Annotated in this window: 15 protein-coding genes and 1 pseudogene; 12 read left to right on the plus strand and 4 right to left on the minus strand. The window is 73.8% G+C overall.

Annotated elements, in window-relative coordinates; genetic code table 11:
• The first annotated feature begins 190 nt into the window (after positions 1-190).
• Positions 191-1,951, plus strand: a complete 1,761-nt coding sequence (locus IE326_RS30715) for an MFS transporter (RefSeq protein WP_190043886.1) — start codon at positions 191-193, stop codon at positions 1,949-1,951.
• Positions 1,952-2,166: 215 nt separating this feature from the next.
• Here the strand turns inward: IE326_RS30715 and IE326_RS30720 are convergent, their stop codons facing one another.
• Positions 2,167-2,601 (minus strand): cell division protein SepF, encoded by a 435-nt coding sequence (locus IE326_RS30720; RefSeq protein WP_150227466.1) that lies wholly within the window; start codon positions 2,599-2,601, stop codon positions 2,167-2,169.
• 359 nt (positions 2,602-2,960) lie between these two features.
• Here IE326_RS30720 and IE326_RS30725 point away from each other — a divergent pair, with 359 nt between their 5' ends.
• A complete protein-coding gene (locus IE326_RS30725; protein ID WP_190043887.1) occupies positions 2,961-4,241 on the plus strand; it encodes a DUF5685 family protein in 1,281 nt (426 codons plus the stop codon).
• A 67-nt stretch (positions 4,242-4,308) separates the two neighbouring features.
• On the opposite strand, the gene IE326_RS30730 is transcribed toward IE326_RS30725, so the two are convergent.
• Both IE326_RS30730 and IE326_RS30735 read right to left on the minus strand, forming a co-directional pair.
• Positions 4,309-5,262, minus strand: coding sequence for an ABC transporter substrate-binding protein (locus tag IE326_RS30730; protein ID WP_150227465.1), 954 nt, complete (start codon positions 5,260-5,262; stop codon positions 4,309-4,311).
• Positions 5,259-5,756, minus strand: coding sequence for a GNAT family N-acetyltransferase (locus tag IE326_RS30735; protein WP_190043888.1), 498 nt, complete (start codon positions 5,754-5,756; stop codon positions 5,259-5,261). The genes IE326_RS30730 and IE326_RS30735 overlap by 4 nt, the downstream gene beginning before the upstream one ends.
• A gap of 494 nt (positions 5,757-6,250) precedes the next feature.
• On the opposite strand from IE326_RS30735, the gene IE326_RS30740 reads away from it, so the two are divergent.
• The 10 genes and pseudogenes from IE326_RS30740 to adhE all read left to right on the plus strand — a co-directional run bounded on the left by IE326_RS30740 (position 6,251) and on the right by adhE (position 18,837).
• The gene (locus tag IE326_RS30740; RefSeq protein ID WP_150227463.1) at positions 6,251-7,129 is read left to right on the plus strand and encodes an amino acid ABC transporter permease; all 879 of its coding nucleotides are present in this window, start codon (positions 6,251-6,253) and stop codon (positions 7,127-7,129) included.
• Positions 7,126-8,959: pseudogene (locus IE326_RS30745) on the plus strand (FAD/NAD(P)-binding protein). The gene IE326_RS30740 and the pseudogene IE326_RS30745 overlap by 4 nt, the downstream one beginning before the upstream one ends.
• A 44-nt stretch (positions 8,960-9,003) precedes the next feature.
• The gene (locus IE326_RS30750) at positions 9,004-9,900 is read left to right on the plus strand and encodes an amino acid ABC transporter permease (RefSeq protein ID WP_150227461.1); all 897 of its coding nucleotides are present in this window, start codon (positions 9,004-9,006) and stop codon (positions 9,898-9,900) included.
• Complete coding sequence (locus tag IE326_RS30755) at positions 9,897-10,694, plus strand: amino acid ABC transporter ATP-binding protein (RefSeq protein ID WP_150227460.1); 798 nt, start codon at positions 9,897-9,899, stop codon at positions 10,692-10,694. Before IE326_RS30750 ends, IE326_RS30755 begins: the two co-directional genes overlap by 4 nt.
• A 46-nt stretch (positions 10,695-10,740) precedes the next feature.
• Positions 10,741-11,712 carry an ABC transporter substrate-binding protein gene (locus IE326_RS30760; RefSeq protein ID WP_150227459.1) on the plus strand — a complete coding sequence of 324 codons (972 nt, stop codon included), beginning with the start codon at positions 10,741-10,743 and terminating at the stop codon, positions 11,710-11,712.
• A gap of 106 nt (positions 11,713-11,818) precedes the next feature.
• The gene (locus IE326_RS30765) at positions 11,819-12,844 is read left to right on the plus strand and encodes an LLM class flavin-dependent oxidoreductase (protein WP_190043889.1); all 1,026 of its coding nucleotides are present in this window, start codon (positions 11,819-11,821) and stop codon (positions 12,842-12,844) included.
• Positions 12,841-14,160: an NtaA/DmoA family FMN-dependent monooxygenase gene (locus IE326_RS30770; RefSeq protein WP_190043890.1), complete on the plus strand. Its 1,320-nt coding sequence runs from the start codon at positions 12,841-12,843 to the stop codon at positions 14,158-14,160. The genes IE326_RS30765 and IE326_RS30770 overlap by 4 nt, the downstream gene beginning before the upstream one ends.
• A complete protein-coding gene (locus IE326_RS30775; protein ID WP_150227456.1) occupies positions 14,157-14,984 on the plus strand; it encodes a DUF1684 domain-containing protein in 828 nt (275 codons plus the stop codon). The genes IE326_RS30770 and IE326_RS30775 overlap by 4 nt, the downstream gene beginning before the upstream one ends.
• A 206-nt stretch (positions 14,985-15,190) precedes the next feature.
• Positions 15,191-16,045, plus strand: coding sequence for a S1 family peptidase (locus IE326_RS30780; protein ID WP_150227455.1), 855 nt, complete (start codon positions 15,191-15,193; stop codon positions 16,043-16,045).
• Between the two features lie 197 nt (positions 16,046-16,242).
• A complete protein-coding gene (adhE, locus tag IE326_RS30785; protein WP_190043891.1) occupies positions 16,243-18,837 on the plus strand; it encodes a bifunctional acetaldehyde-CoA/alcohol dehydrogenase in 2,595 nt (864 codons plus the stop codon).
• A 59-nt stretch (positions 18,838-18,896) separates the two neighbouring features.
• Here adhE and IE326_RS30790 read toward each other — a convergent pair whose 3' ends face one another.
• Positions 18,897-19,934: an ABC transporter permease gene (locus IE326_RS30790; protein ID WP_150227453.1), complete on the minus strand. Its 1,038-nt coding sequence runs from the start codon at positions 19,932-19,934 to the stop codon at positions 18,897-18,899.
• Between the last annotated feature and the right edge of the window lie 99 nt (positions 19,935-20,033).

Consider the following 20,033-nt stretch of genomic DNA (forward strand, 5'->3'; position numbering starts at 1 on the left):
GCGCGGGCCGGAGTGAGTGGCGTACGCCACACCGGTGGCCCCGGCGGGGTGAGAGGTGCGCCACCCCTTCGGGGCCCGTACTCGCGTACGCTGACGGCTCACTCGCCCCTCCTCGCCGCGCCGCCGCGCGTACATCGACCCAGGTCGGCGGCGCCCGCCAGGAGCGAGAGCTTCACTTGGAGGTACGTACATGTCGCGGACGATCACGGCCCGAGCAGGACGGCGTGCCGCCGCCGGCGGCGCCAACCGCTGGGTCGTCCTCGTCGTCCTCTGCGTCAGCCTCCTCCTGGTCGCGCTCGACGCGACCATCCTCCACGTCGCCGTCCCCTCGCTCACCGGGAGCCTGAACCCCGGCTCCACCGAGCTGCTCTGGATCGTCGACGCCTACCCGCTGGTCTGCGCCTCGCTGCTGATCCTCTTCGGCACCCTCGGCGACCGGATCGGCCGGCGGAGGGTCCTGCTCATCGGCTACGGCCTCTTCGGCGCGGCCTCCGCCCTCGCCGCCCTCGCCACCGAACCCTGGGTGCTCATCGCGGCCCGCGCCCTGCTCGGCGTCGGCGGCGCGATGATCATGCCGGCGACGCTCTCCCTCATCCGGACCGTCTTCCCCGACCGCCGCGAGCGCGCCACCGCCATCGGCATCTGGACCGCGGTCGCCGCGATCGGCGCCGCCGCGGGACCCGTGCTCGGCGGCTTCCTCGTCGAGCACTACTGGTGGGGCTCCGTCTTCCTCATCAACATCCCGCTGATGGCGCTCATCCTGCCGCTCGCCCGCCGCCTCCTGCCCGAGTCCCGGGGCGTCGCCGAAGGCCCCTGGGACGTCCTCGGCGCGCTGACGGCCGCGGCGGGCGTCCTCGGCTGCGTCCTCGGCGTGAAGCGCGCGGGCGCCGGAGAACCGCTGCTCTCCGTGCTCACGGCGGGCCCGCTGCTCGCCGGGGCGCTGCTGCTCGTCCTCTTCGTCCGGCGCCAGCGCCGCAGGCCGCACCCGCTCATCGACGTGCGGCTCTTCTCCCGCGCCGCCTTCACCACCTCCGTCGGCTGCATCGTCCTCGCCATGCTGGCCCTCGTCGGCCTGGAGCTCATCGCCGTCCAGTACCTCCAGCTGGTCCTCGGGCTCAGCCCCCTGGAGACCGGGCTGCGGCTCCTCCCGCTCACCTTCGCCGCCATGGCGGCCGGCGCCACCGGCTCGTACACCCTGCGCCGGATCGGCCCGCGCCGGATGGTCGGCTGGGGCTTCGTGCTCACCGCGGCGGCCGTGCTGCTGCTCACGTTCATGGGCCAGCACGACCGGCCGCTGCTGCTCACCGCCGGTTTCGTCCTGCTCGGCTTCGGCCTCCAGACGACCCTCTTCTCGGCGTACGAGTCGATGCTGAGCGAGGCCCCGCCGCGCAGCGCGGGCGGGGCTGCGGCGATCGGCGAGACCTCCTACCAGCTCGGCGCGGGCATGGGCATCGCCCTGCTCGGCAGCGTCATGAACGCGGCGTACGGCCCCGGCCTCGACGGCGTCCCCGGCGTCCCGGCGGCGGCGAGCGAGGCCGCCGCGAACTCGCTGGGCGAGGCGTACCAGGTCGCCGACCGGCTCGGCGGCGCGGCCGGCGAGGCCCTGCACGCGGCGGCGCGCCACGCCTTCGTCGACGGGCTGCACCTGACGCTCTTCGTGAGCGCCGGCCTGCTCCTCGCCGGGGCCGTGATGGCCCTCCGGCTGCCCCGGGTGATGGAGTGCCCGGTGGACGTCGAGGCGGCGGTCGAGGAGGCGGCGGCGGAAGCGGAGGCGGCGAAGGCCGCGCGGGGCGCCCGGGCCGTGCAGGAGGCGAAGGACGTGCGGGCCGCCGGGGCGGGCCCGGGCAGGGTGCCCGGGCAGCCGGCCGACTCCCCGGACGTGCGCGGGCCGCTGCCGGACGCCGGCCCGGCGGGGACGATGAGCGGCGCGGCCACCACCGGCGGCCACTGAGGGTCCGCGGCCACGGGGTGTCCGCGGCCACGGGGTGTCCGCGGACGGCGGACTTCTGAGGTCACCGGAGGGCGCCCGGACGCGGGACCGGCCCGGCCCGCTGGGCGGGTCCGGGCCGGGACGTCGGGGGCGGTCCGGCGGGCGTGCCGCGCGGATCGGGGTGCGCGGGTGCGTACGCGTACGGTGCGGGGTGCGGAAGTGCGTGCGGCCGGGCGTCAGCTCTGGTTGAAGAAGCCGTCCTGCTTGCGGCGGCCGGAGTCGCCGCTGAGGATCTCGGTGTCGGCGGGGGTCAGCAGGAAGACCCGGGTCGCGACGCGCTCGATCGAGCCGCGCAGTCCGAAGGCGAGTCCGGCGGTGAAGTCGACGACCCGCTTGGCGTCGTTCGGCTCCATGGCGGTCAGGTTCACGATCACCGGGACGCCGTCCCGGAAGAGCTCGCCGATGACCCGGGCGTCCCGGAAGCCGTCGGGCGAGACGGTGGCGATCCGGCGGCCCCGGTCCTCGGCGGTGTCCGTGGCGACCCGGACCCGGGGGTCCGTCACCCAGGCGTCGCCGCTCTCGGCACCGTCGGCGTACTCGTCGTCGTAGTAACGCTCGTCGTTGTCCTCGACGAGTCCCAGCCAGGCACTCGCCTTGCGCACCGATCCCATGGACGCCTCCTTTCACGCGGTCCTGCGGTCACTTGTGGTTCCGCATATCCCTATCGTCGTCCATGATGCGGATCGCGCGCCAAGTGGATAGGCGCCGCGCAGGGGATTCGTGACGGTACTGGTGCAGAACGTGAGGCCCGGTTTCTGGCATTTCGTCAGGAAACTTGGGGTATGCGGGGCCTGAGTGAGGGCCATGCAGTTGAAAATATGAAAGTCGGTCCGCAAGGGTGACTCCGGGCGCGTACGGGTGAACGGGAGCGCTCGCTACGATGCCGCGAGGCCGTCCGCCGGCCCCGGGAACACGTCCCCCCGGGAGCACCGGACGGCACCGCTCTCGCACCGCACCACGGGGGATCGAATTGTTCGGAATCGTCAGACCCTGCACCCACCGGCTCACCGACCACCTCAAGACCGAGTGGATGGCCCACCTCTGCGGTCTGTGTCTCGCGCTCCGCGCCGACCACGGCCAGTTCGCCCGGGTCGTCACCAACTACGACGGGCTCATCGTCTCGGTCCTGACGGAGGCTCAGGTCGGCGTCACCGACGGCGGGCGCCGCACCGCGGGTCCCTGCCCGCTGCGCGCCATGCGCACCGCGCCGGTCGCCCGGGGCGAGGGCGCCCGGCTCGCCGCCGCGGTCTCCCTCGTCCTCGCCTCGGCCAAGGTGCGCGACCACGTCGCCGACCGCGACGGCCTGCTGGCCCGCCGGCCGGTCGCCGCCGCGGCCCGCCGGGTCGCCCGCTCCTGGGACAAGGCCGGTGCCCGCGCGGGCCACGCGGTCGGCTTCGACACCGCCGTCCTCGTCGACGCGGTGGACCGGCAGACGGGGATCGAGTCCCTCGCCGGGATCGGCACCCCGCTCCTCGTCGTCACCGAGCCCACCGAGACCGCCACCGCCGCGGCCTTCGCGCACACCGCGGTCCTCGCCGGCCGGCCCGGGAACGCCGCGCCGCTCGCCGAGGCGGGCCGCCTCTTCGGCCGCCTCGCCCACCTCCTCGACGCCGTCGAGGACCAGCACGCCGACGCCGAGGCCGGCGCCTGGAACCCGCTCACCGCCACCGGCACCTCCCGCGAGGAGGCCCGCCGGCTCGCCGACGACGCCCTGCACGGCATCCGACTGGCGCTGCGGGAAGCCGAGTTCACCGACCGCAAGCTCGTCCACCAGCTGCTCGCCCACGAGCTGCGCGTCTCGGTGGACCGCGCCTTCGGCACGACGACCTGTTCCCACGGGGCGCCGCCGCCGGGACAGGGCCCGGTGCCCGGCAACCCGTACGCGAACGGCGCCCCGGGCCCGTACGGCGGCGGCAACCCGTACGGCGGGAACGGCGATCCCCACGGCGGCGGCCCCTACGGAGGCGGCGGTCCCCACGGCGGCGGGCCGATGGGTCCCGGCGGTCCCGGCGGCCCCGGTGGGCTGCCGCCCCAGTTCGGCGGCGGCGCGCCCCAGGCCCCCAAGCCCCGTGGCTTCCTGGCCGGCTGCGCCATGTTCACCTGGCTCTTCTGCACCTGCCAGATCTGCTGCGCCAAGGAGTACGAGGGCCCCTGGTCCCGGAAGAAGCGCGAGGGCTGCTGCCGGGACTGCGACTGCGGCAACGGAGACTGCGGCGGCTGCGACTGCTGCTGCCCCTGCGACGGCTGCTGACGGGCCGCCGGCATCGGGCCGCAGGCACCGGCTGGTCGTCCCGCCCCCGTCTCCCCGCCTCCCCGCGTCACTTCGTCGGCGCGGGGATCTCCGGCGGGGAGATCCGGGACTCCTCGATGCCCGAGTCCGCGACGCCCCACTTCTTCAGGATGCGGTCGTAGGTCCCGTCCGCCTTCAGGCCGTTCACCGCGGCCTGGAAGGCGGGCGCCAGCGGGGTGCCCTTCTTGAAGGCGAAGCCGACGTCCAGGCGCCGGTACTCGTTCAGGAACTTCGTCCCCGGCTGCTTGGCGGTGGCGTACCGGATGCCGTTGATGGTGCTCATCAGCACGTCGGCGCGGCCCTGCCGCAGCGCCAGCCAGGGCGCGCCGACGTCGTTGAAGACGCTCACCTCGTACGGCTTCTTCCCGGCCTGCGCGCAGCGCTCCTTGTTCTTCTCCAGGGTCCGCTCGAAGGTCGTCCCCGCGCCCGTCGCGACCGTCAGCCCGCAGAGCTGGGTGAGGTCGGTGACCTCTCCCAGGGAACTGTCCGCGCGGGCCGCGAAGCCCTGCCCGTCGTTGACGTACGTCACGAAGTCGATGGTCTTCCGGCGCTCCTCCGTGACGCCGAAGTTGCCCGTGCCGAGGTCGTACTTGTCGCTGCCCAGGGCCGGCAGGATCGCCTCGAACCCGGCCACCTCGCGCGTGATCTCCAGGCCGAGCGCCTTCCCGACCGCGTTCGCGAAGTCGACGTCGAGCCCCACCAGCGTCTTCCCGTCGGGCAGATAGGCCGAGCTGGGCGGGGTGCCGACGGTGGCGGCGAGGGACAGCGTGCCCCGCTTCCGGACGTCGGCGGGCAGCAGCTTCGCCGCCGCCTCGTTCGCCCGTACGCCGGAGACGACGTCCTCGGTGGGCAGGGCGTCCTTCGCCGCGCCCGCCGGGGCGGGCTCCGCCGGGTCGCCGCCCGAGCAGGCGGTCAGCGTGAGGGCGGCGGCGGTGATCAGCGCGAAGGCGGCGGCGGTGCGGATGCGGGGGCGCGTTCTCATGGTCCGGGGTTCTCCAGGTCTTTCTCGAACGGGAGCGGGCCGATCGACTCGGGATCGGCGGTGACGTCGAAGAGCGGGCGGTAGCCGGTGGCCAGGTAGAGGCCCCTGGCCTCCGGCTGGCGCGGGCCGGTGGTGAGGTACAGCCGGGAGTAGCCGCGGGCGGCGGCGTCCCGTTCGAGCGCGGTGAGGACCCGGCGGGCCAGACCCCGGCGGCGGTGCGCCGAGTGGGTCCAGATCCGCTTGAGTTCGGCCGTGTCCGGGTCGTACCGGCGGTACGCACCGCCGGCGACGGGCACGCCGCCCTCCAGGAGGAGCAGGAAGGCGCCGTGCGGCGGGGCGAACTCGCCGGCCGGGAAACGCGTCAGGTCGGAGGCGTCGCCGTACCGGGTCAGGTACTCGTGCGCCAGCTCGTCGAGGAGCGGGCGCGCCAGGGGGTCGTCGGGCGTGGTCGCGCGCAGCGAGAGCGCGGGCGCCCGGCCGGAGGTGGAGGACATGCGTCTTCCTCGGGCGGTGAGGAGGGAGGGAGCGGGAGCGAGGGGAGGGAGGCTCGGCGCGGTGGTGCCGTGGAGGTGAAGGCGTGCGGGCAAGGCGGGGTGGGGCGGGGCGGAAGAAGGCGGGAACGTCGGGGACGTTCGGGGGAGGTCAGCGGGAACGCCGCCGGGCAGGTGCGGTGACCTGGGAAGACGCAGAGGGTCGGCTCAACAGGAAGAGGACCACACACGACCGAGGTCGATGTGGGAGCGCGTGACCAGCTGCTGCGGATGCATGGCCCCAGTGGAACAGGCATCCGTTCCCCAGTCAACCGGTAGGAGACGTTCACCCCCTCAACCGCTCACATTCCGGACGGACTTGACAGCCGCGCGCCCCCGGCCCCTAGGTTTATGGGGCGGACACCGGGCTGAGGGGCCCGGCCCGCGCTCGTCGCAGCCGTGCGTGTGAAGGCGCACTCCCGTGTTCGACCCGCCTCTGGCAGTCACGGAGCCTTCGCATGTCTTCCGCATCCCTCGACACCCTCGACGCCGCCCCCGGCGCCAAACCGGCGGCCGGCCCGGCGAAGACCGACCCCACCGCGCCGGTCGTCGTCCCCGCCCGCCGCACCGGCCAGTGGACCGCCGCCGCCGTCGTCCTCGTCCTGCTCGGCCTCGGGCTCGTCTCGGTCGTCCGCAACGACGCCTTCCAATGGGACGTCGTCGCCGCCTACTTCACCTCGGCCTCCGTGCTGCGCGGCCTCGGCCTCACGCTCTGGCTGACCGCCGCCGTCATGCTCCTCGGCTTCGCCCTCGGCACCCTGCTCGCGGTCCTGCGGCTCTCCGCCAACCCCGTGCTGCGCGCGGTCTCCTGGGGATACGTCTGGTTCTTCCGCTCCACGCCGATCCTGGTCCAGCTCCTCTTCTGGTTCAACATCGGCATGCTCTACCCGAAGATCCTCGGCGTCTCCACCGTCGACCTCCTCGGCCCCGTCACCGTCGCCGTCGTCGGCCTCACCCTCCACGAGGCCGCCTACGCCGCCGAAGTGGTCCGCGGCGGCGTCCTCTCCGTCGACCGCGGCCAGATCGAGGCCGCCCAGGCGCTCGGCCTCGGCCGGCTGCGCCGCTTCACCCGGATCGTGCTCCCGCAGGCCATGCGCGCCATCGTCCCGCCCGCCGGGAACATGCTCATCGGCACCCTCAAGGGCACCTCGATCGTCTCCGTCATCGCCGTCCAGGACCTGCTCTACTCCACCCAGCTCGTCTACCACCGCACCTACGAGGTGATCCCGCTCCTCCTCGTCGCCACCCTCTGGTACGTCGCCGTCACCTCCGTCCTCGGCATCGGCCAGCACTACGTGGAGAAGCACTACGCCCGCGGCACCGGGACCGGCCGATGAGCGCCGCCTCGCTGGTGATCGTCGGCGCGGGACCGCGCGGCACCGGCTTCCTGGAGCGGCTCGCGGCCGCCCTGCCCGAGCTGTACGGCGACCGGCCCCTCGACCTCCACCTCGTCGACCCGCACCCGCCCGGCCCCGGCCGGATCTGGCGCACCGACCAGTCCCCGCTGCTCTGGATGAACTCCCGCTCCGAGGACGTCACCGTCTTCACCGACGACACCGTCCGCCTCGAAGGACCGGTGCGCCCCGGACCCACCCTCGCCGAATGGGCCGGCACCGACGGCGGCCGCTTCGCCACCCGCACCGAACAGGGCGCCTACCTGCGCTGGGCGTACGAACGGGTCCGCGCCGAGCTGCCCGCCACCGTCGCCCTCCACCGTCGCCCTCCACGAGCACCGCACCACCGCCCTGCGGGTCGAGGGACCCCGCGAGGGCCGCCAGCGGGTGTGGCTCGCGGACCGCGCCGCGCCGCTCCCCGCCGACCTCGTCGTCCTCACCCTCGGCCACCTCGACGCCGAACCCGACGACGAACAGCGCGCCCTGTCCGGCTTCGCCGCCCGCCACGGCCTCGTCCACGTGCCGCCGGGACCCACCGCCGACCTCGACCTGTCCGCCCTCCCGGCCGGCGGACCCGTCCTCGTCCGGGGCCTCGGCCTCGCCTTCGTCGACCTGATGGTGCTCCTCACCGAGGGCCGCGGCGGCCGGTACGAGGGCCCCGAGGACGCCCCCGTGTACGTCCCCTCCGGCGAGGAGCCCGTCCTCCACGCCGGCTCCCGCAGGGGCGTCCCGTACCACTCCAAGCTCGGCTACGCCCTCGACGGCGAACGGCCCCCGCTGCCCCGCTTCTTCGGCCCCGGACAGGTCGACGCCCTGCTCGGCCGGGGCGGGCCGCTCGACTTCCGGCGCGACGTGTGGCCGCACGTCTCCCGCGAGCTCGGCTGGGCCCACTACCACCGCCTCTTCGCCGCCCACCCCGAGCGCACCACCGGCACCTGGGACGACTTCGCCGCCGCCTGGACCGCCGCCGTCCCCGGCGACCAGGACCACGCCGCCGCCCTCGCCGCGCACGTCGCCGCCGCCGTCCCCGACCCGGCCGACCGCTTCGACCCCGAGGCCCTCGACCACCCCCTCGACGGGCTGCGCGTCCCCGACGCCGAGGCCCTCCAGGCCGAACTGCGGGCCTACGTCACCGCCGACCTGGAGCGCCGCCACGACCCCGCCCACAGCGCGGACGCCGCCGTCTTCGCCGCCGTCCTCTCCGTCTACGGCCAGCTCGTCCGCCTCGGCGACCGGGTCGACACCGACCGCTGGTGGCACGGCTTCTTCAGCTACCTCGCCTCCGGCCCGCCCGGCCCCCGGCTGCGCCGGCTGCGCGCCCTCTCCGAGGCCGGCGTCGTCCGCTTCCTCGGCCCCCGCGTCACCGTCGAGGCCGACGAGCGCCACGGCGTCTTCCGGGCCTCCTCGCCCGCCGTGCCCGGCGTGACGACCACCGCCCGCGCCCTCGTCGAGGCCCGGCTGCCCGCGCCCACCGTCACCCGCACCGCCAGCCCGCTGCTGCGCGGCCTGTACGAGGACGGGGCCCGGGCCACCGCCGGCGGACTGCTCGCCGTCGACCCCGCCGACGGGCGGATCGTGCAGCGCGACGGCCGCCCCCACCCGCACCGGATCGCCCTCGGCCCGCACACCACCGCCCGGGCCAACGGCGCCTTCGTGCGGCCCAGGACCGGCGGGCTCCCCTTCGCGCAGAACGACGCCGCCGCCCGCGCCGCGCTCGCCTTCCTGCGGGAGGGCAGCGGCAGCTGTCGGCAGGCCGCGCCGCTCGCCGGCTGAGCCCCCGCCCCCCGTACCACCCCTCCCAGGACCGAGGAACCGTCATGACCCTCACCAGCGATCCACCCGTCGGGAAGACCGGCGAAAGACCCGAGACGGGCGCCGGCCCCGGCGCGGACGAGCTGACCGTCGTCGCCGTGCGCCGCCCCTGGCGCTGGGCCGCCGTCGCCGCCACCGCCGTCGTCCTCGTCCAGTTCGGCCACGGCCTCGTCACCAACCCCGGCTGGGAATGGGACGTCTTCGCGCAGTACTTCGCCTCCGAGGCGATCCTGCGCGCCGTCTGGGTCACCCTCCAGCTGACCTTCCACGGCACCGTCCTCGGCTTCGCCCTGGGCGTCGTCCTCGCCTTCATGCGCCTGTCGGCCAGCCCCTTCCTGCGGGCCGTCGCCTTCGGCTACGTCTGGGCCTTCCGCTCCATCCCGCTCATCGTCCAGCTCCTCTTCTGGTTCAACCTCGCCTACCTGTACGGGGAGCTGAGCATCGGCATCCCGTTCGGGCCCGGCTTCTTCTCCTTCGACACCGTGGGCCTGGTCGGCGCCATGAGCGCGGCCGTCCTCGGCCTCGCCCTCCACCAGGCCGCCTACGCCGCCGAGATCGTCCGCGGCGGGGTCCTCTCCGTCGACGGCGGGCAGCTGGAGGCCGCCGCCGCCCTCGGCATCCCGCGCCTGCGCCGGCTCCGCAGGATCGTGCTGCCCCAGGCCATGCGCTCGATCCTGCCCAACGCCGCCAACGAGATCGTCTCCCTCTTCAAGGGCACGTCGATCGTCTCCGTCATGGCCATCGGCGAGCTCTTCTACCAGGTCCAGGTCGTCTACGGCCGCACCGGCCGGGTCGTGCCCCTGCTGATGGTCGCCACCGTCTGGTACGTCCTGCTGACCACCGCCCTCTCCGTCGTCCAGCACTACGTCGAACGCCACTACGCGAAGGGGAGCACCCGATGAGCGCCGCCCTCACCACCCCGCCCGCCGCCCCCGCCGTCCCCAAGGTCGAACTCCGGGGCGTCCGCAAGAGCTTCGGCTCCACCGAGGTGCTGCGCGGCGTCGACCTCGACGTCGCGGCCGGCGAGGTCACCGTCGTCCTCGGCCCCTCCGGCTCGGGCAAGTCCACCCTGCTGCGCACCATCAACCACCTGGAGAAGGTCGACGGCGGCTCGGTCAGCGTCGACGGCACCCTCGTCGGCTACCGCCGCTCCGGGAACAAGCTCTACGAGCTGCGCGAGCGCGAGATCCTGCGCCGCCGCACCCGGATCGGCTTCGTCTTCCAGAACTTCCACCTCTTCCCGCACCTCACCGTCCTGGAGAACATCACCGAGGCGCCCGTCTCCGCGCTCCGCCGCCCCCGCCGGGAGGCCGAGGAGGCGGCCCGGAAGCTGCTCGACCGGGTCGGCCTCGCCGACAAGGAGACGGCCTACCCCAAGCAGCTCTCCGGCGGACAGCAGCAGCGGGTCGCCATCGCCCGCGCGCTCGCCCTCGAACCCGGCCTGCTCCTCTTCGACGAGCCGACGTCGGCGCTCGACCCCGAGCTCGTCGGCGAGGTCCTCGACGTCATCCGCGACCTCGCCGACGGCGGCACGACCATGATCGTCGTCACCCACGAGATCGGCTTCGCCCGCGAGGTCGCCGACACCGTCGTCTTCATGGACGAGGGCCGGATCGTCGAGCGGGGCACCCCCGCCGAGGTCCTCGACAACCCGGTGCACGAACGCACCCGCGCCTTCCTCTCCAAGGTCCTCTGACCCACCGTCCCGCTCTTCTCCGTCCCCTTCCCGAAGGAGTTCCGCCATGAAGTCCCGCCGCACCGTCCTCGCCTCCGCCGCCGTGCTCGCTGCCCTCGGGGTCCTCACCGCCTGCGGCACGGGCGACCCCGCCGCCGAGGTCAAGCCGGAGGGGAAGGAGGGGCCGGGCCTCAACCTCGGCCCGGACCAGAAGCGGATCCGCAGCGACAAGGACGAGGCCGCGGCCGCCAAGCTGCCCGAGGCGGTCCGCAAGAGAGGCACCCTCGTCGTCGGCGTGAGCTCCGGCGAGTTCCCGCCGCTCAACTTCCACGCCACCGACGACAAGACCGTCATCGGCGTCGAGACCGACCTCGCCACCCTGGTCGCCGACGCCCTCGGCCTGGAGCTCGACCTCCAGTCGGCGTCCTGGGAGAACCTCTTCGTCGGCCTCGACAGCGGCAAGTACGACGCGGCCTTCTCCAACGTCACCGTGACCGAGGAGCGCAAGGACAAGTACGACTTCGCCACCTACCGCCTCGACGACCTGGCCTTCGAGGCGAAGAAGGGCTCCGGCTGGACCGTGAAGGGCCCCGAGGACGTGTCCGGGAAGAGGATCGCGGTCGGCTCCGGCACCAACCAGGAGAAGATCCTCGTCGACTGGTCGAAGGAGAACGAGAAGGCCGGCCGGAAGGGCGTCGACATCAAGTACTTCCAGACCCCCACCGACTACTACCTCGCCCTCCAGTCCGGCCGCATCGACGGCTACCTGGGCCCCAACCCGTCCGTCGCCTACCACGTGGCCTCCGCCGGACAGACCGAGACCGTCGGCAAGTTCTCCGGGGCGGGCGCCGGCCTCCAGGGCAAGATCGCCGCCGCCACCAAGAAGGACAGCGGCCTCGTCGAGGCGTACGCCGCCGCGCTGGACCACGTCATCGCGAACGGCAGCTACGCGAAGGTCCTGGAGCGGTGGAACCTGTCGACCGAGGCCGTCGAGAAGTCCGAGATCAACCCCCCGGGCCTGCCCCGCGTCAAGGGCTGAACCCCGGCCGCCCCGCCGGCCCCGCCTGCACCTCCAGCACCTCCAGCACCTCCAGCATTGCTCGCACCTCCCGCACCTCTCGCACCTCTCGCACCAAGGAACCCGTATGACCGGAGTACGAACGCTCCATCTGGCCGTCGAGATCGCCCCCCCGCCCTCCGCCGCGACCGGGTCCGCCCTGCGGGACGCCGCCGCCACGGTGGCGCTCGCCCGCCTCGCCGAGGACGCCGGACTCGACTTCCTCACCCACGACGACTCCTTCGCCCGCCCCGGCCTCGACGCGCTCGCCGTCCTCGCCCGCACCGCGCCCGAGACCCGCTCCATCGGCCTGGTGCCGACCGTCACCACCACCCACACCGAGCCCTTCCACGTGCAGGCCGCCGTCGCCAGCCTCGACTGGGCGAGCCGGGGCCGGGCCGGCTGGCGGGTCGCCGTCTCGCCGGGCGCGGCCGAGGCCCGGCTGTTCGGCCGCCGCCCCGCCGCGCCCGCCGCGGAGCTGTGGCAGGAGGCCGGGGAGGCCGCCGAGGTGGCCCGCCTGCTGTGGGACAGCTGGGAGGACGACGCCGAGATACGGGACGTGGCCACCGGCCGCTTCGTCGACCGCGACAAGCTGCACCACGTCGACTTCGAGGGCGCCTCCTTCTCCGTCCGGGGCCCGTCGATCGTGCCCCGGCCGCCGCAGGGCAACCCGGTCGTCGTGGTCGACGCCACCCGCCCCGCCGCGCGGGAGACCGCCGCCCGTCACGCCGACGTCGCGCTGGTCCGGGCCTCCTCGCCGGAGGAGGCGGCCGCGCTCCGCGCCGAACTGCACCGGGCCGCCCGGGCCCACGGCCGCGACCCGGGACTGCTGCGGGTGCTGCTGACCCTCGCCGCCGACCTCGACGCCCACCCGGGCGGGCCCGCCGCGCTGGCCGGGCTCGTCGCCGACTGGCACGGCGGCGGAGCCGTCGACGGCCTGCACCTCGTCCCCGCCGTCCCCGAGCGTGACCTGCCCCGCTTCGCCGCGGAGGTCGTCGGCCCGCTGCGGGACCGGGGGCTGTTCCGCACCGCCTACGAGGGCACCACCCTCCGCGACCACCTCGGGCTGCCGCGGCCCGTGAGCCGGTACGCCCCGAAGGGAGCCGACGCGTGACCGAGTCCAGGACGGGCCGGAAGCAGATCCACCTCGCCGCCCACTTCCCCGGCGTCAACGCCACCACCGTGTGGTCCGATCCGCGGTCCGGCTCGCAGATCGACTTCTCCTCCTTCGAGCACCTCGCCCGGACGGCCGAGCGCGGGCTCTTCGACTTCTTCTTCCTCGCCGAGGGGCTGCGGCTGCGCGAGCACAAGGGCCGGATCCACGACCTCGACGTCGTCGGCCGGCCCGAGTCGATCACCGTCCTCGCCGCGCTCGCCGCCGTCACCGACCGGCTCGGCCTCGCCGCCACCGTCAACACCACCTTCAACGAGCCCTACGAGCTGGCCCGCAGGCTCGCCACCCTCGACCACCTCAGCGGCGGCCGGGCCGGCTGGAACGCGGTCACCTCCTCGGACGCCTTCACCGGCGAGAACTTCCGGCGCGGCGGCTACCTCGACCGGTCCGAGCGCTACACCCGGGCCGCCGAGTTCGTCGCCACCGCCCGCGAGCTGTGGGACTCCTGGCCGCTCGGCGGCGAGCGCCGCCGCTTCGCGCACGACGGGCCGCAGTTCCGCATCGAGGGCGAGGTCACGGTGGAGCGGCCCCCGCAGGGGCATCCGGTCGTCATCCAGGCCGGGGACTCCGACGAGGGGCGGGAGTTCGCCGCCTCGGCCGCCGACGTGATCTTCACCCGGCACTCCACCCCGGAGGCCGGCCGGGCCTTCTACGCCGACGTCAAGGGCCGGCTGGCCCGGTACGGGCGGCGGCCCGAGGAGCTGAAGGTCATGCCGGGCGTCACCTACGTCCTCGGCGACACCGAGGCCGAGGCCCGGGAGCGGGCCGCCCTGATCAGCCGGCAGCAGATCTCCCCGCAGAACGCGCTCCTCGCCCTGGAGCAGGTCTGGGGCCGCGACCTGTCCGGCCACGACCCGGACGGGCCGCTCCCGGAGGCCGACCCCGACCCGGAATCGGCCCTGGTCCAGGGCCGGGTGCGGATCGGGGACCCGCTGGCCGTGGCGGCCCGCTGGCGGGCGCTGTCCGAGGCCAAGGGCCTGTCGACCCGCGACACGGTCATCGAGGCCACCGGGCGGCACTCCTTCGTCGGCACCCCCGCCTCCGTCGCCGCAGCCCTGGAGGAGCACGTGGCGACGGGCGCCGCCGACGGCTTCATCCTCGTCCCGCACCTCACCCCGGGCGGCCTGGACGACTTCGTCGACCGGGTCGTCCCGATCCTCCAGGAGCGCGGCGTCTTCCGTACGGAGTACACCGGCACGACGCTCCGCTCGCACCTCGGGCTTCCGGTGCCGGTGTGGAAAGGTGGAACACCATGAGCGACACGCACGACAAGCAGGCGGACGGCACCGGGGGCCCGGACGGCCCCGCGGCGGACTGGCGGCACTGGCACGAGCGGCGCGAGGCGGCGGTGGCCTCCTCGTACGGCCCGCTCTCCCTCACCGGCACCCACTGGCTCGCGGACTTCCCCGACGGCCGGCTGCCGGAGCTGCCGGGGGAGTGGCGGGAGGACGGCGACGAGGTGGTGCTGACGGCGGAGGCCGCGGACGGCCTCACCGTCGACGGCAAGCCCTTCGCGGGCACCGTCCGGCTCACCGCCGACCCCGCGCCGGTCCACGAGTCCCGGGTCGCCGCGGGGGACCGGCGGCTCGTGGTGCTGCGCCGCGAAGGACTGTGGGCGGTACGGGACTTCGACCCCGGATCGGCGGCGCGGACGGCCTTCCGGGGCATCGAGGCAGCGCCGTACGACCCGCGCTGGGTGGTGCCGGGGGTCTACCGCCCGTACGAGGAGGAGCGCAGCGTCCGGGTGCGGAACGCGGACGGCAGGGAGCGCGGGCTCGGCCTCTCCGGGCAGCTCGTCTTCGAGCTCGACGGACGGGTGCACACCCTCCAGGTGGCGGTGGAGGCGGACGGCACCCTGTGGGCGGTCTTCGCGGACGCCACCAGCGGGGAGTCCGCCTTCCGCTTCCGCTTCCTGCGCCCGGAGGCCCCGGCGGAGGACGGCACGGTGACGGTGGACCTCAACCGCGCGCTGCTCCCGCCGTGCGCCTTCGTCGACCACTTCATCTGCCCCTTCCCGCCGCCGGGCAACACGCTGGACGTCGCCGTGGAGGCGGGGGAGCGGCGGGTGCTGACCGCCTGAACGGCGGTTTCCGCGGAATCGGGACGGCGGGTGCCCCCGGCCGGCGCGGCCGGGGGCACCCGTGCGTGCGGCGGTCTTGTGCCGGTGCGCGGAAAGCGGCACCATCACTGGCGGTGGATGTCAGGGACACGTCACCTGATGGCGCCTCACGGGCCTCTCACCCCCCGGGCCCCCTCCGCTTTTCCCAGAAGGATGTGAGGAGCACAGTGAGGATCAAGCGCACCCGTCTGCTCGCCGTCGCCGCCGGACTCGCGGCCGTCACCGCCCTCGGGCTCCCCGGCGCCCAGGCCGCCCCGAACCCCGGCCCGGCCCCCGCCGCGCAGCTGGCCCGCGCCGGGTCGGCGGTCGACGCCGCCGGGGTCGGCGGCATCGCCTGGTACGTCGACGAGGCCGCCGGCCGGGTCGTCGTCACCGCCGACTCGACCGTCTCCGAGGCGGAGCTCGCGAAGGTCCGCTCGGCGGCGGGCGCCGACTCCGGCGCCCTGCGCGTCCAGCGCACCCCCGGAGTCTTCAAGCCCCTCCTCGGCGCGGGCGACGCCATCTACGGCAACGGCTACCGCTGCTCGCTCGGCTTCAACGTGCGCAGCGGCTCCACGTACTACTTCCTCACCGCCGGCCACTGCGGCAACGTGGTGAGCACCTGGTACGCCAACTCCGCCCAGTCCACCCTGATCGGCGCCACCGTCGGCTCCAGCTTCCCGGGCAACGACTACGCCCTGGTCCGCTACGACAACGCCTCCCTCGCCCACACCGGCGGCTTCACCGCCGCCGACGCCTACGTCGGCGAGTCCGTCAAGCGCTCCGGCTCCACCACCGGCACCCGCGGCGGCACGGTGACCGGCCTCAACGCCACCGTCCGCTACTCCGGCGGCGGCACGGTGAAGGGCATGATCCAGACGAACGTCTGCGCCGAGCCCGGCGACTCCGGCGGCGCGCTCTACGACGGCACCAAGGCGCTCGGCCTCACCTCCGGCGGCAGCGGCAACTGCTCGACCGGCGGCACCACGTTCTACCAGCCGGTGCCGGAGGCGCTCGCCAAGTACGGGGTCTCCCTGTACTGACCCCCTCGCCGCGCTCCGGGAGGCCCCCGGCCCGGGATCCGTCCCCGGCCGGGGCTTTCCCTCCCAAGATCTTGTGAATCCGTTCACAAAAGGACTTCCGGCCCCCTCCCCAGGGTCTTTCCGCGCGTCTTTTCGCAGGTCATCGGGTGTCGAATGGAGACGACGAAGAAATAAGGGACCGGTGAAGGAGGCCCGTGATGGAGGCTAAGGAGATGGTGGACGGACTCGTCGGACGGGCGCTCGGCGCGCTCGCGGAGTTCGAACGGCTCGACCAGGAGCAGGTCGACCACATCGTCAAGAAGGCGTCGCTCGCCGCCCTCGCCGCCCACGGGGAGCTGGCCCGGCTCGCCGTCGAGGAGACCGGCCGCGGCCTCTTCGAGGACAAGGCCGTCAAGAACCTCTTCGCCTGCGAGCACGTCACCCACTCGATGGCCGGGCTCAAGACCGCCGGCGTCATCTCCCGCGACGAGCTGAACGGCATCACCGAGATCGCCGAGCCCGTCGGCGTCGTCTGCGCGATGACCCCGGTCACCAACCCCACCTCGACGACCGTCTTCAAGGCGCTCATCGCCCTCAAGACCCGCAACCCGATCGTCTTCGCCTTCCACCCCTCGGCGCAGAACTGCTCCGCCGAGGCCGCCCGGACCGTCCGCGACGCCGCCGTCGCCGCCGGCGCCCCCGCCGACTGCGTCCAGTGGGTCGAGGAGCCCTCCATGGAGGCCACCGGCCTCCTCATGCACCACGACGGCGTCTCCACCATCCTCGCCACCGGCGGCAACGCCATGGTCGAGGCCGCCTACTCGTGCGGCAAGCCCGCCCTCGGCGTCGGCGCCGGCAACGTCCCCGCCTACGTCGCCAAGGACGCCGAGCTCCGGCGCGCGATCCACGACATCGTCCTCTCCAAGGCCTTCGACAACGGCATGATCTGCGCCTCCGAGCAGGCCGTCATCCTCGACGCCGAGGTGTACGAGGAGGGCATCGCCGAGTTCGAGCGGCTCGGCGCCCACGTCGTCACCGCCGCCGAGAAGACCAAGCTGGAGGAGTACCTCTTCGGCGCCACGGCCTTCGGCACCGACTGCGGCGGGGCGAAGCTCAACGCGGCCGTCGTCGGCAAGTCCCCGGTGTGGATCGCCGAGCAGGCCGGCTTCGAGGTCCCCGAGGGCACCTCGATCCTGCTCGCCGAGTGCGCCGAGGTCGGCGAGAACGAACCCCTCACCCGCGAGAAGCTCTCCCCGGTCCTCGCCGCCCTCAAGGCCGGCTCCACCGCACAGGGCCTCGACCTGGCCGCCGCCATGGTCGAGTTCCACGGCCTCGGGCACAGCGCGGCCGTCCACACCGAGGACGAGGCGCTCGCCGAGGAGTTCGGCAAGCGGGTCAAGGCCGTCCGCGTCATCGTCAACGCCCCCTCCACCTTCGGCGGCATCGGCGACGTCTACAACGCCTTCCTCCCCTCCCTCACCCTCGGCTGCGGCTCCTACGGACACAACTCCGTCTCGAACAACGTCACCGCGGTCGACCTGATCAACGTCAAGCGGATCGGACGGCGCAACACCAACATGCAGTGGTACAAGATCCCGCCGAAGATCTACTTCGAGCGCAACGCCGTCCGCTACCTCGGCGAGATGGACGACGTCCACCGCGTCACGATCGTCACCGACAGGACCATGGAGCGGATCGGCTTCGTCTCCAAGATCACCGGCATCCTGGGCGGACGCGCCGAGCCGGTCGCCATCCAGGTCATCGACGACGTCGAGCCCAACCCCGAGCTCGCCACCGTCCGGGCCGGTGCCGCCGCCATGCGGGACTTCCGGCCGGACACCATCGTCGCCCTCGGCGGCGGCTCCCCGATGGACGCGGCCAAGATCATGTGGCTGATGTACGAGCGGCCCGAGGTCGAGTTCGCGGACACCAAGGAGAAGTTCTTCGACATCCGCAAGCGGGCCTACACCTTCCCCAAGCTGGGCGAGAAGGCCAAGCTGGTCGCGATCCCGACCACCTCCGGCACCGGCAGCGAGGTCACCCCCTTCGCCGTCATCTCCGACCCCGAGGCCGCCCAGAAGTACCCGCTCGCCGACTACGCCCTCACCCCGGACGTCGCCATCGTCGACCCGGTCCTCCCGCTGCACCTCCCGCCCACCGTCACCGCCGACTCCGGCTTCGACGCCCTCACCCACGCCACCGAGGCGTACGTCTCGGCCTACGCCAACGACTTCACCGACGGCCAGTGCCTCCAGGCCATCCGGCTCGTCTTCGAGAACCTGGAGACCTGCGTGAAGGAGGGCGCCAAGGCGCCCGGGGCCCGCGAGAAGATGCACAACGCCTCCACCATCGCCGGCATGGCCTTCGCCAACGCCTTCCTCGGCCTCGTCCACGCCATGGCCCACACCCTCGGCAACACCTTCCACGTCGCCCACGGACGCACCAACGCGCTGCTCCTGCCGCACGTCATCCGCTACAACGGCACCGTCACCCACAAGGCCGTCCCGTGGCCGAAGGCCGAGGTCTACCGGGCGCCCGAGCGCTACCAGGAGATCGCCCGCACGCTCGGCCTGCCGGCCGCGACCCCCGAGGAGGGCGTGGAGTCCTACGCCCGGGCCGTCGAGGACCTGCGCGAACGCTGCGGCATCCCGGCCGGCTTCCGTGCCGAGGGCGTCGACGAGGCGGCCTTCATGGAGGCCCTGCCCCAGCAGGCGATGAACGCCTACGCCGACCAGTGCGCCCCGGCCAACCCCCGGATGCCGATGATCGACGACATGAAGGAACTGATGACCCGGGCCTACTACGGCGCGTAGCCCCCGGACCGACACGTGTGGAGGCCCCCGCCGCGGCGGGGGCCTCCACACGTACGGGTTCAGTGCTTCACGTCGTCCAGCTCGGTGGCGATCGGCTCGCCCTCCGGCTTCCGCCGCATCGAGGACAGCACCAGCGTCACCGCGCTGCCGACCACCGCCCAGGCGGCGAGCACCAGCATCGAGGCGGTCATGTCGTTGCCCTTGAAGTACGCGATCGAGCGCGCCGCCCAGGTGCCCGCGCCCGGCGGCAGGGCCGGGCCGATCGCCTTCCAGAACGGCGGCAGCATCGGCGCGGGGAAGGCGCCGCCCGCACTGGGATTGCCCAGGACCACCACGAGGAGGATCGCCAGGCCGATGCCGACGATCCCGAAGACCGACTGGAGCGCCAGCGTCGCCGCGCCGACCGCGAAGACGACCAGGGCGCCGAGCCCCCACAGGGCGGCGACCGAACCGGGCAGGGCGTCCAGGATCGGCCCGACGATGACCGCGCCGCCGAGACCGCCGAGGACGGAGTAGACCGCGAGGACGCCGAGCCGGATGATCGCCCGCTCCCGGTTGGCCGGCCGGGAACCGGCGCTGATGGCGAGGATCGCCGCGCAGATGTAGCCGCCGACGCACCAGCCCACCACCAGGTAGAAGGCCGAGAGCCCGTCGAAGTCCTGCGGCGACGCGGGCGCCACGTCGACCGTCCGCAGCTCCCGCCGCTGGGTCTCCTCCACCTTCGTGAAGATCTTCTCCAGGGCGGAGGAGAGCACGGTCCCGCCGCCGGAGGCGACGAGCAGGGTGTCGGTGCGGCCCGCCGGGTTCACGACCAGGGCGCCGTCGATCTCCCGGTTCATGATCTTGTCCCGGGCCTCGTCCGCGTCGGCGACCGTCCGCGGGTCGAGCGGATCGCCCGGCAGCGCCTCCAGCTGCTTCATCAGCCCGGCGGAGACCTGTGGGGGCGCGGCCACGCCGAAGGGCACGTCCGTCGGTTTCGGATTGTGCAGGGCCCCGACGTACGAGGTGATGAAGAGGAGCTGGAGGGCGAAGACCCCGACGACGAGCAGGGCGGCTCGGGGGGTGACGGCGCTTTTCAGTTCGTCGACGAGACTCATGCCCCCCAGGGTCCGGGGGCCGCGCCCGGCGCGCAGTCGGGGAAGGTCCGAACGGAGGACGGCGGGCGGCCGGACGGGGGACCGTGCGGCGTGTCGGCC

This window comes from Streptomyces filamentosus (genome assembly GCF_014654895.1).
Taxonomy (GTDB): domain Bacteria; phylum Actinomycetota; class Actinomycetes; order Streptomycetales; family Streptomycetaceae; genus Streptomyces; species Streptomyces filamentosus.

Coding starts and splice junctions, on each gene's coding strand:
- IE326_RS30715 (WP_190043886.1), top strand. CDS start 191: ATGTCGCGGACGATCACGGCCCGAGCAGGACGGCGTGCCGCCGCCGGC.
- IE326_RS30720 (WP_150227466.1), bottom strand. CDS start 2,601: ATGGGATCGGTGCGCAAGGCGAGTGCCTGGCTGGGACTCGTCGAGGAC.
- IE326_RS30730 (WP_150227465.1), bottom strand. CDS start 5,262: ATGAGAACGCGCCCCCGCATCCGCACCGCCGCCGCCTTCGCGCTGATC.
- IE326_RS30735 (WP_190043888.1), bottom strand. CDS start 5,756: ATGTCCTCCACCTCCGGCCGGGCGCCCGCGCTCTCGCTGCGCGCGACC.
- IE326_RS30740 (WP_150227463.1), top strand. CDS start 6,251: ATGTCTTCCGCATCCCTCGACACCCTCGACGCCGCCCCCGGCGCCAAA.
- IE326_RS30750 (WP_150227461.1), top strand. CDS start 9,004: ATGACCCTCACCAGCGATCCACCCGTCGGGAAGACCGGCGAAAGACCC.
- IE326_RS30755 (WP_150227460.1), top strand. CDS start 9,897: ATGAGCGCCGCCCTCACCACCCCGCCCGCCGCCCCCGCCGTCCCCAAG.
- IE326_RS30760 (WP_150227459.1), top strand. CDS start 10,741: ATGAAGTCCCGCCGCACCGTCCTCGCCTCCGCCGCCGTGCTCGCTGCC.
- IE326_RS30765 (WP_190043889.1), top strand. CDS start 11,819: ATGACCGGAGTACGAACGCTCCATCTGGCCGTCGAGATCGCCCCCCCG.
- IE326_RS30775 (WP_150227456.1), top strand. CDS start 14,157: ATGAGCGACACGCACGACAAGCAGGCGGACGGCACCGGGGGCCCGGAC.
- adhE (WP_190043891.1), top strand. CDS start 16,243: ATGGAGGCTAAGGAGATGGTGGACGGACTCGTCGGACGGGCGCTCGGC.
- IE326_RS30790 (WP_150227453.1), bottom strand. CDS start 19,934: ATGAGTCTCGTCGACGAACTGAAAAGCGCCGTCACCCCCCGAGCCGCC.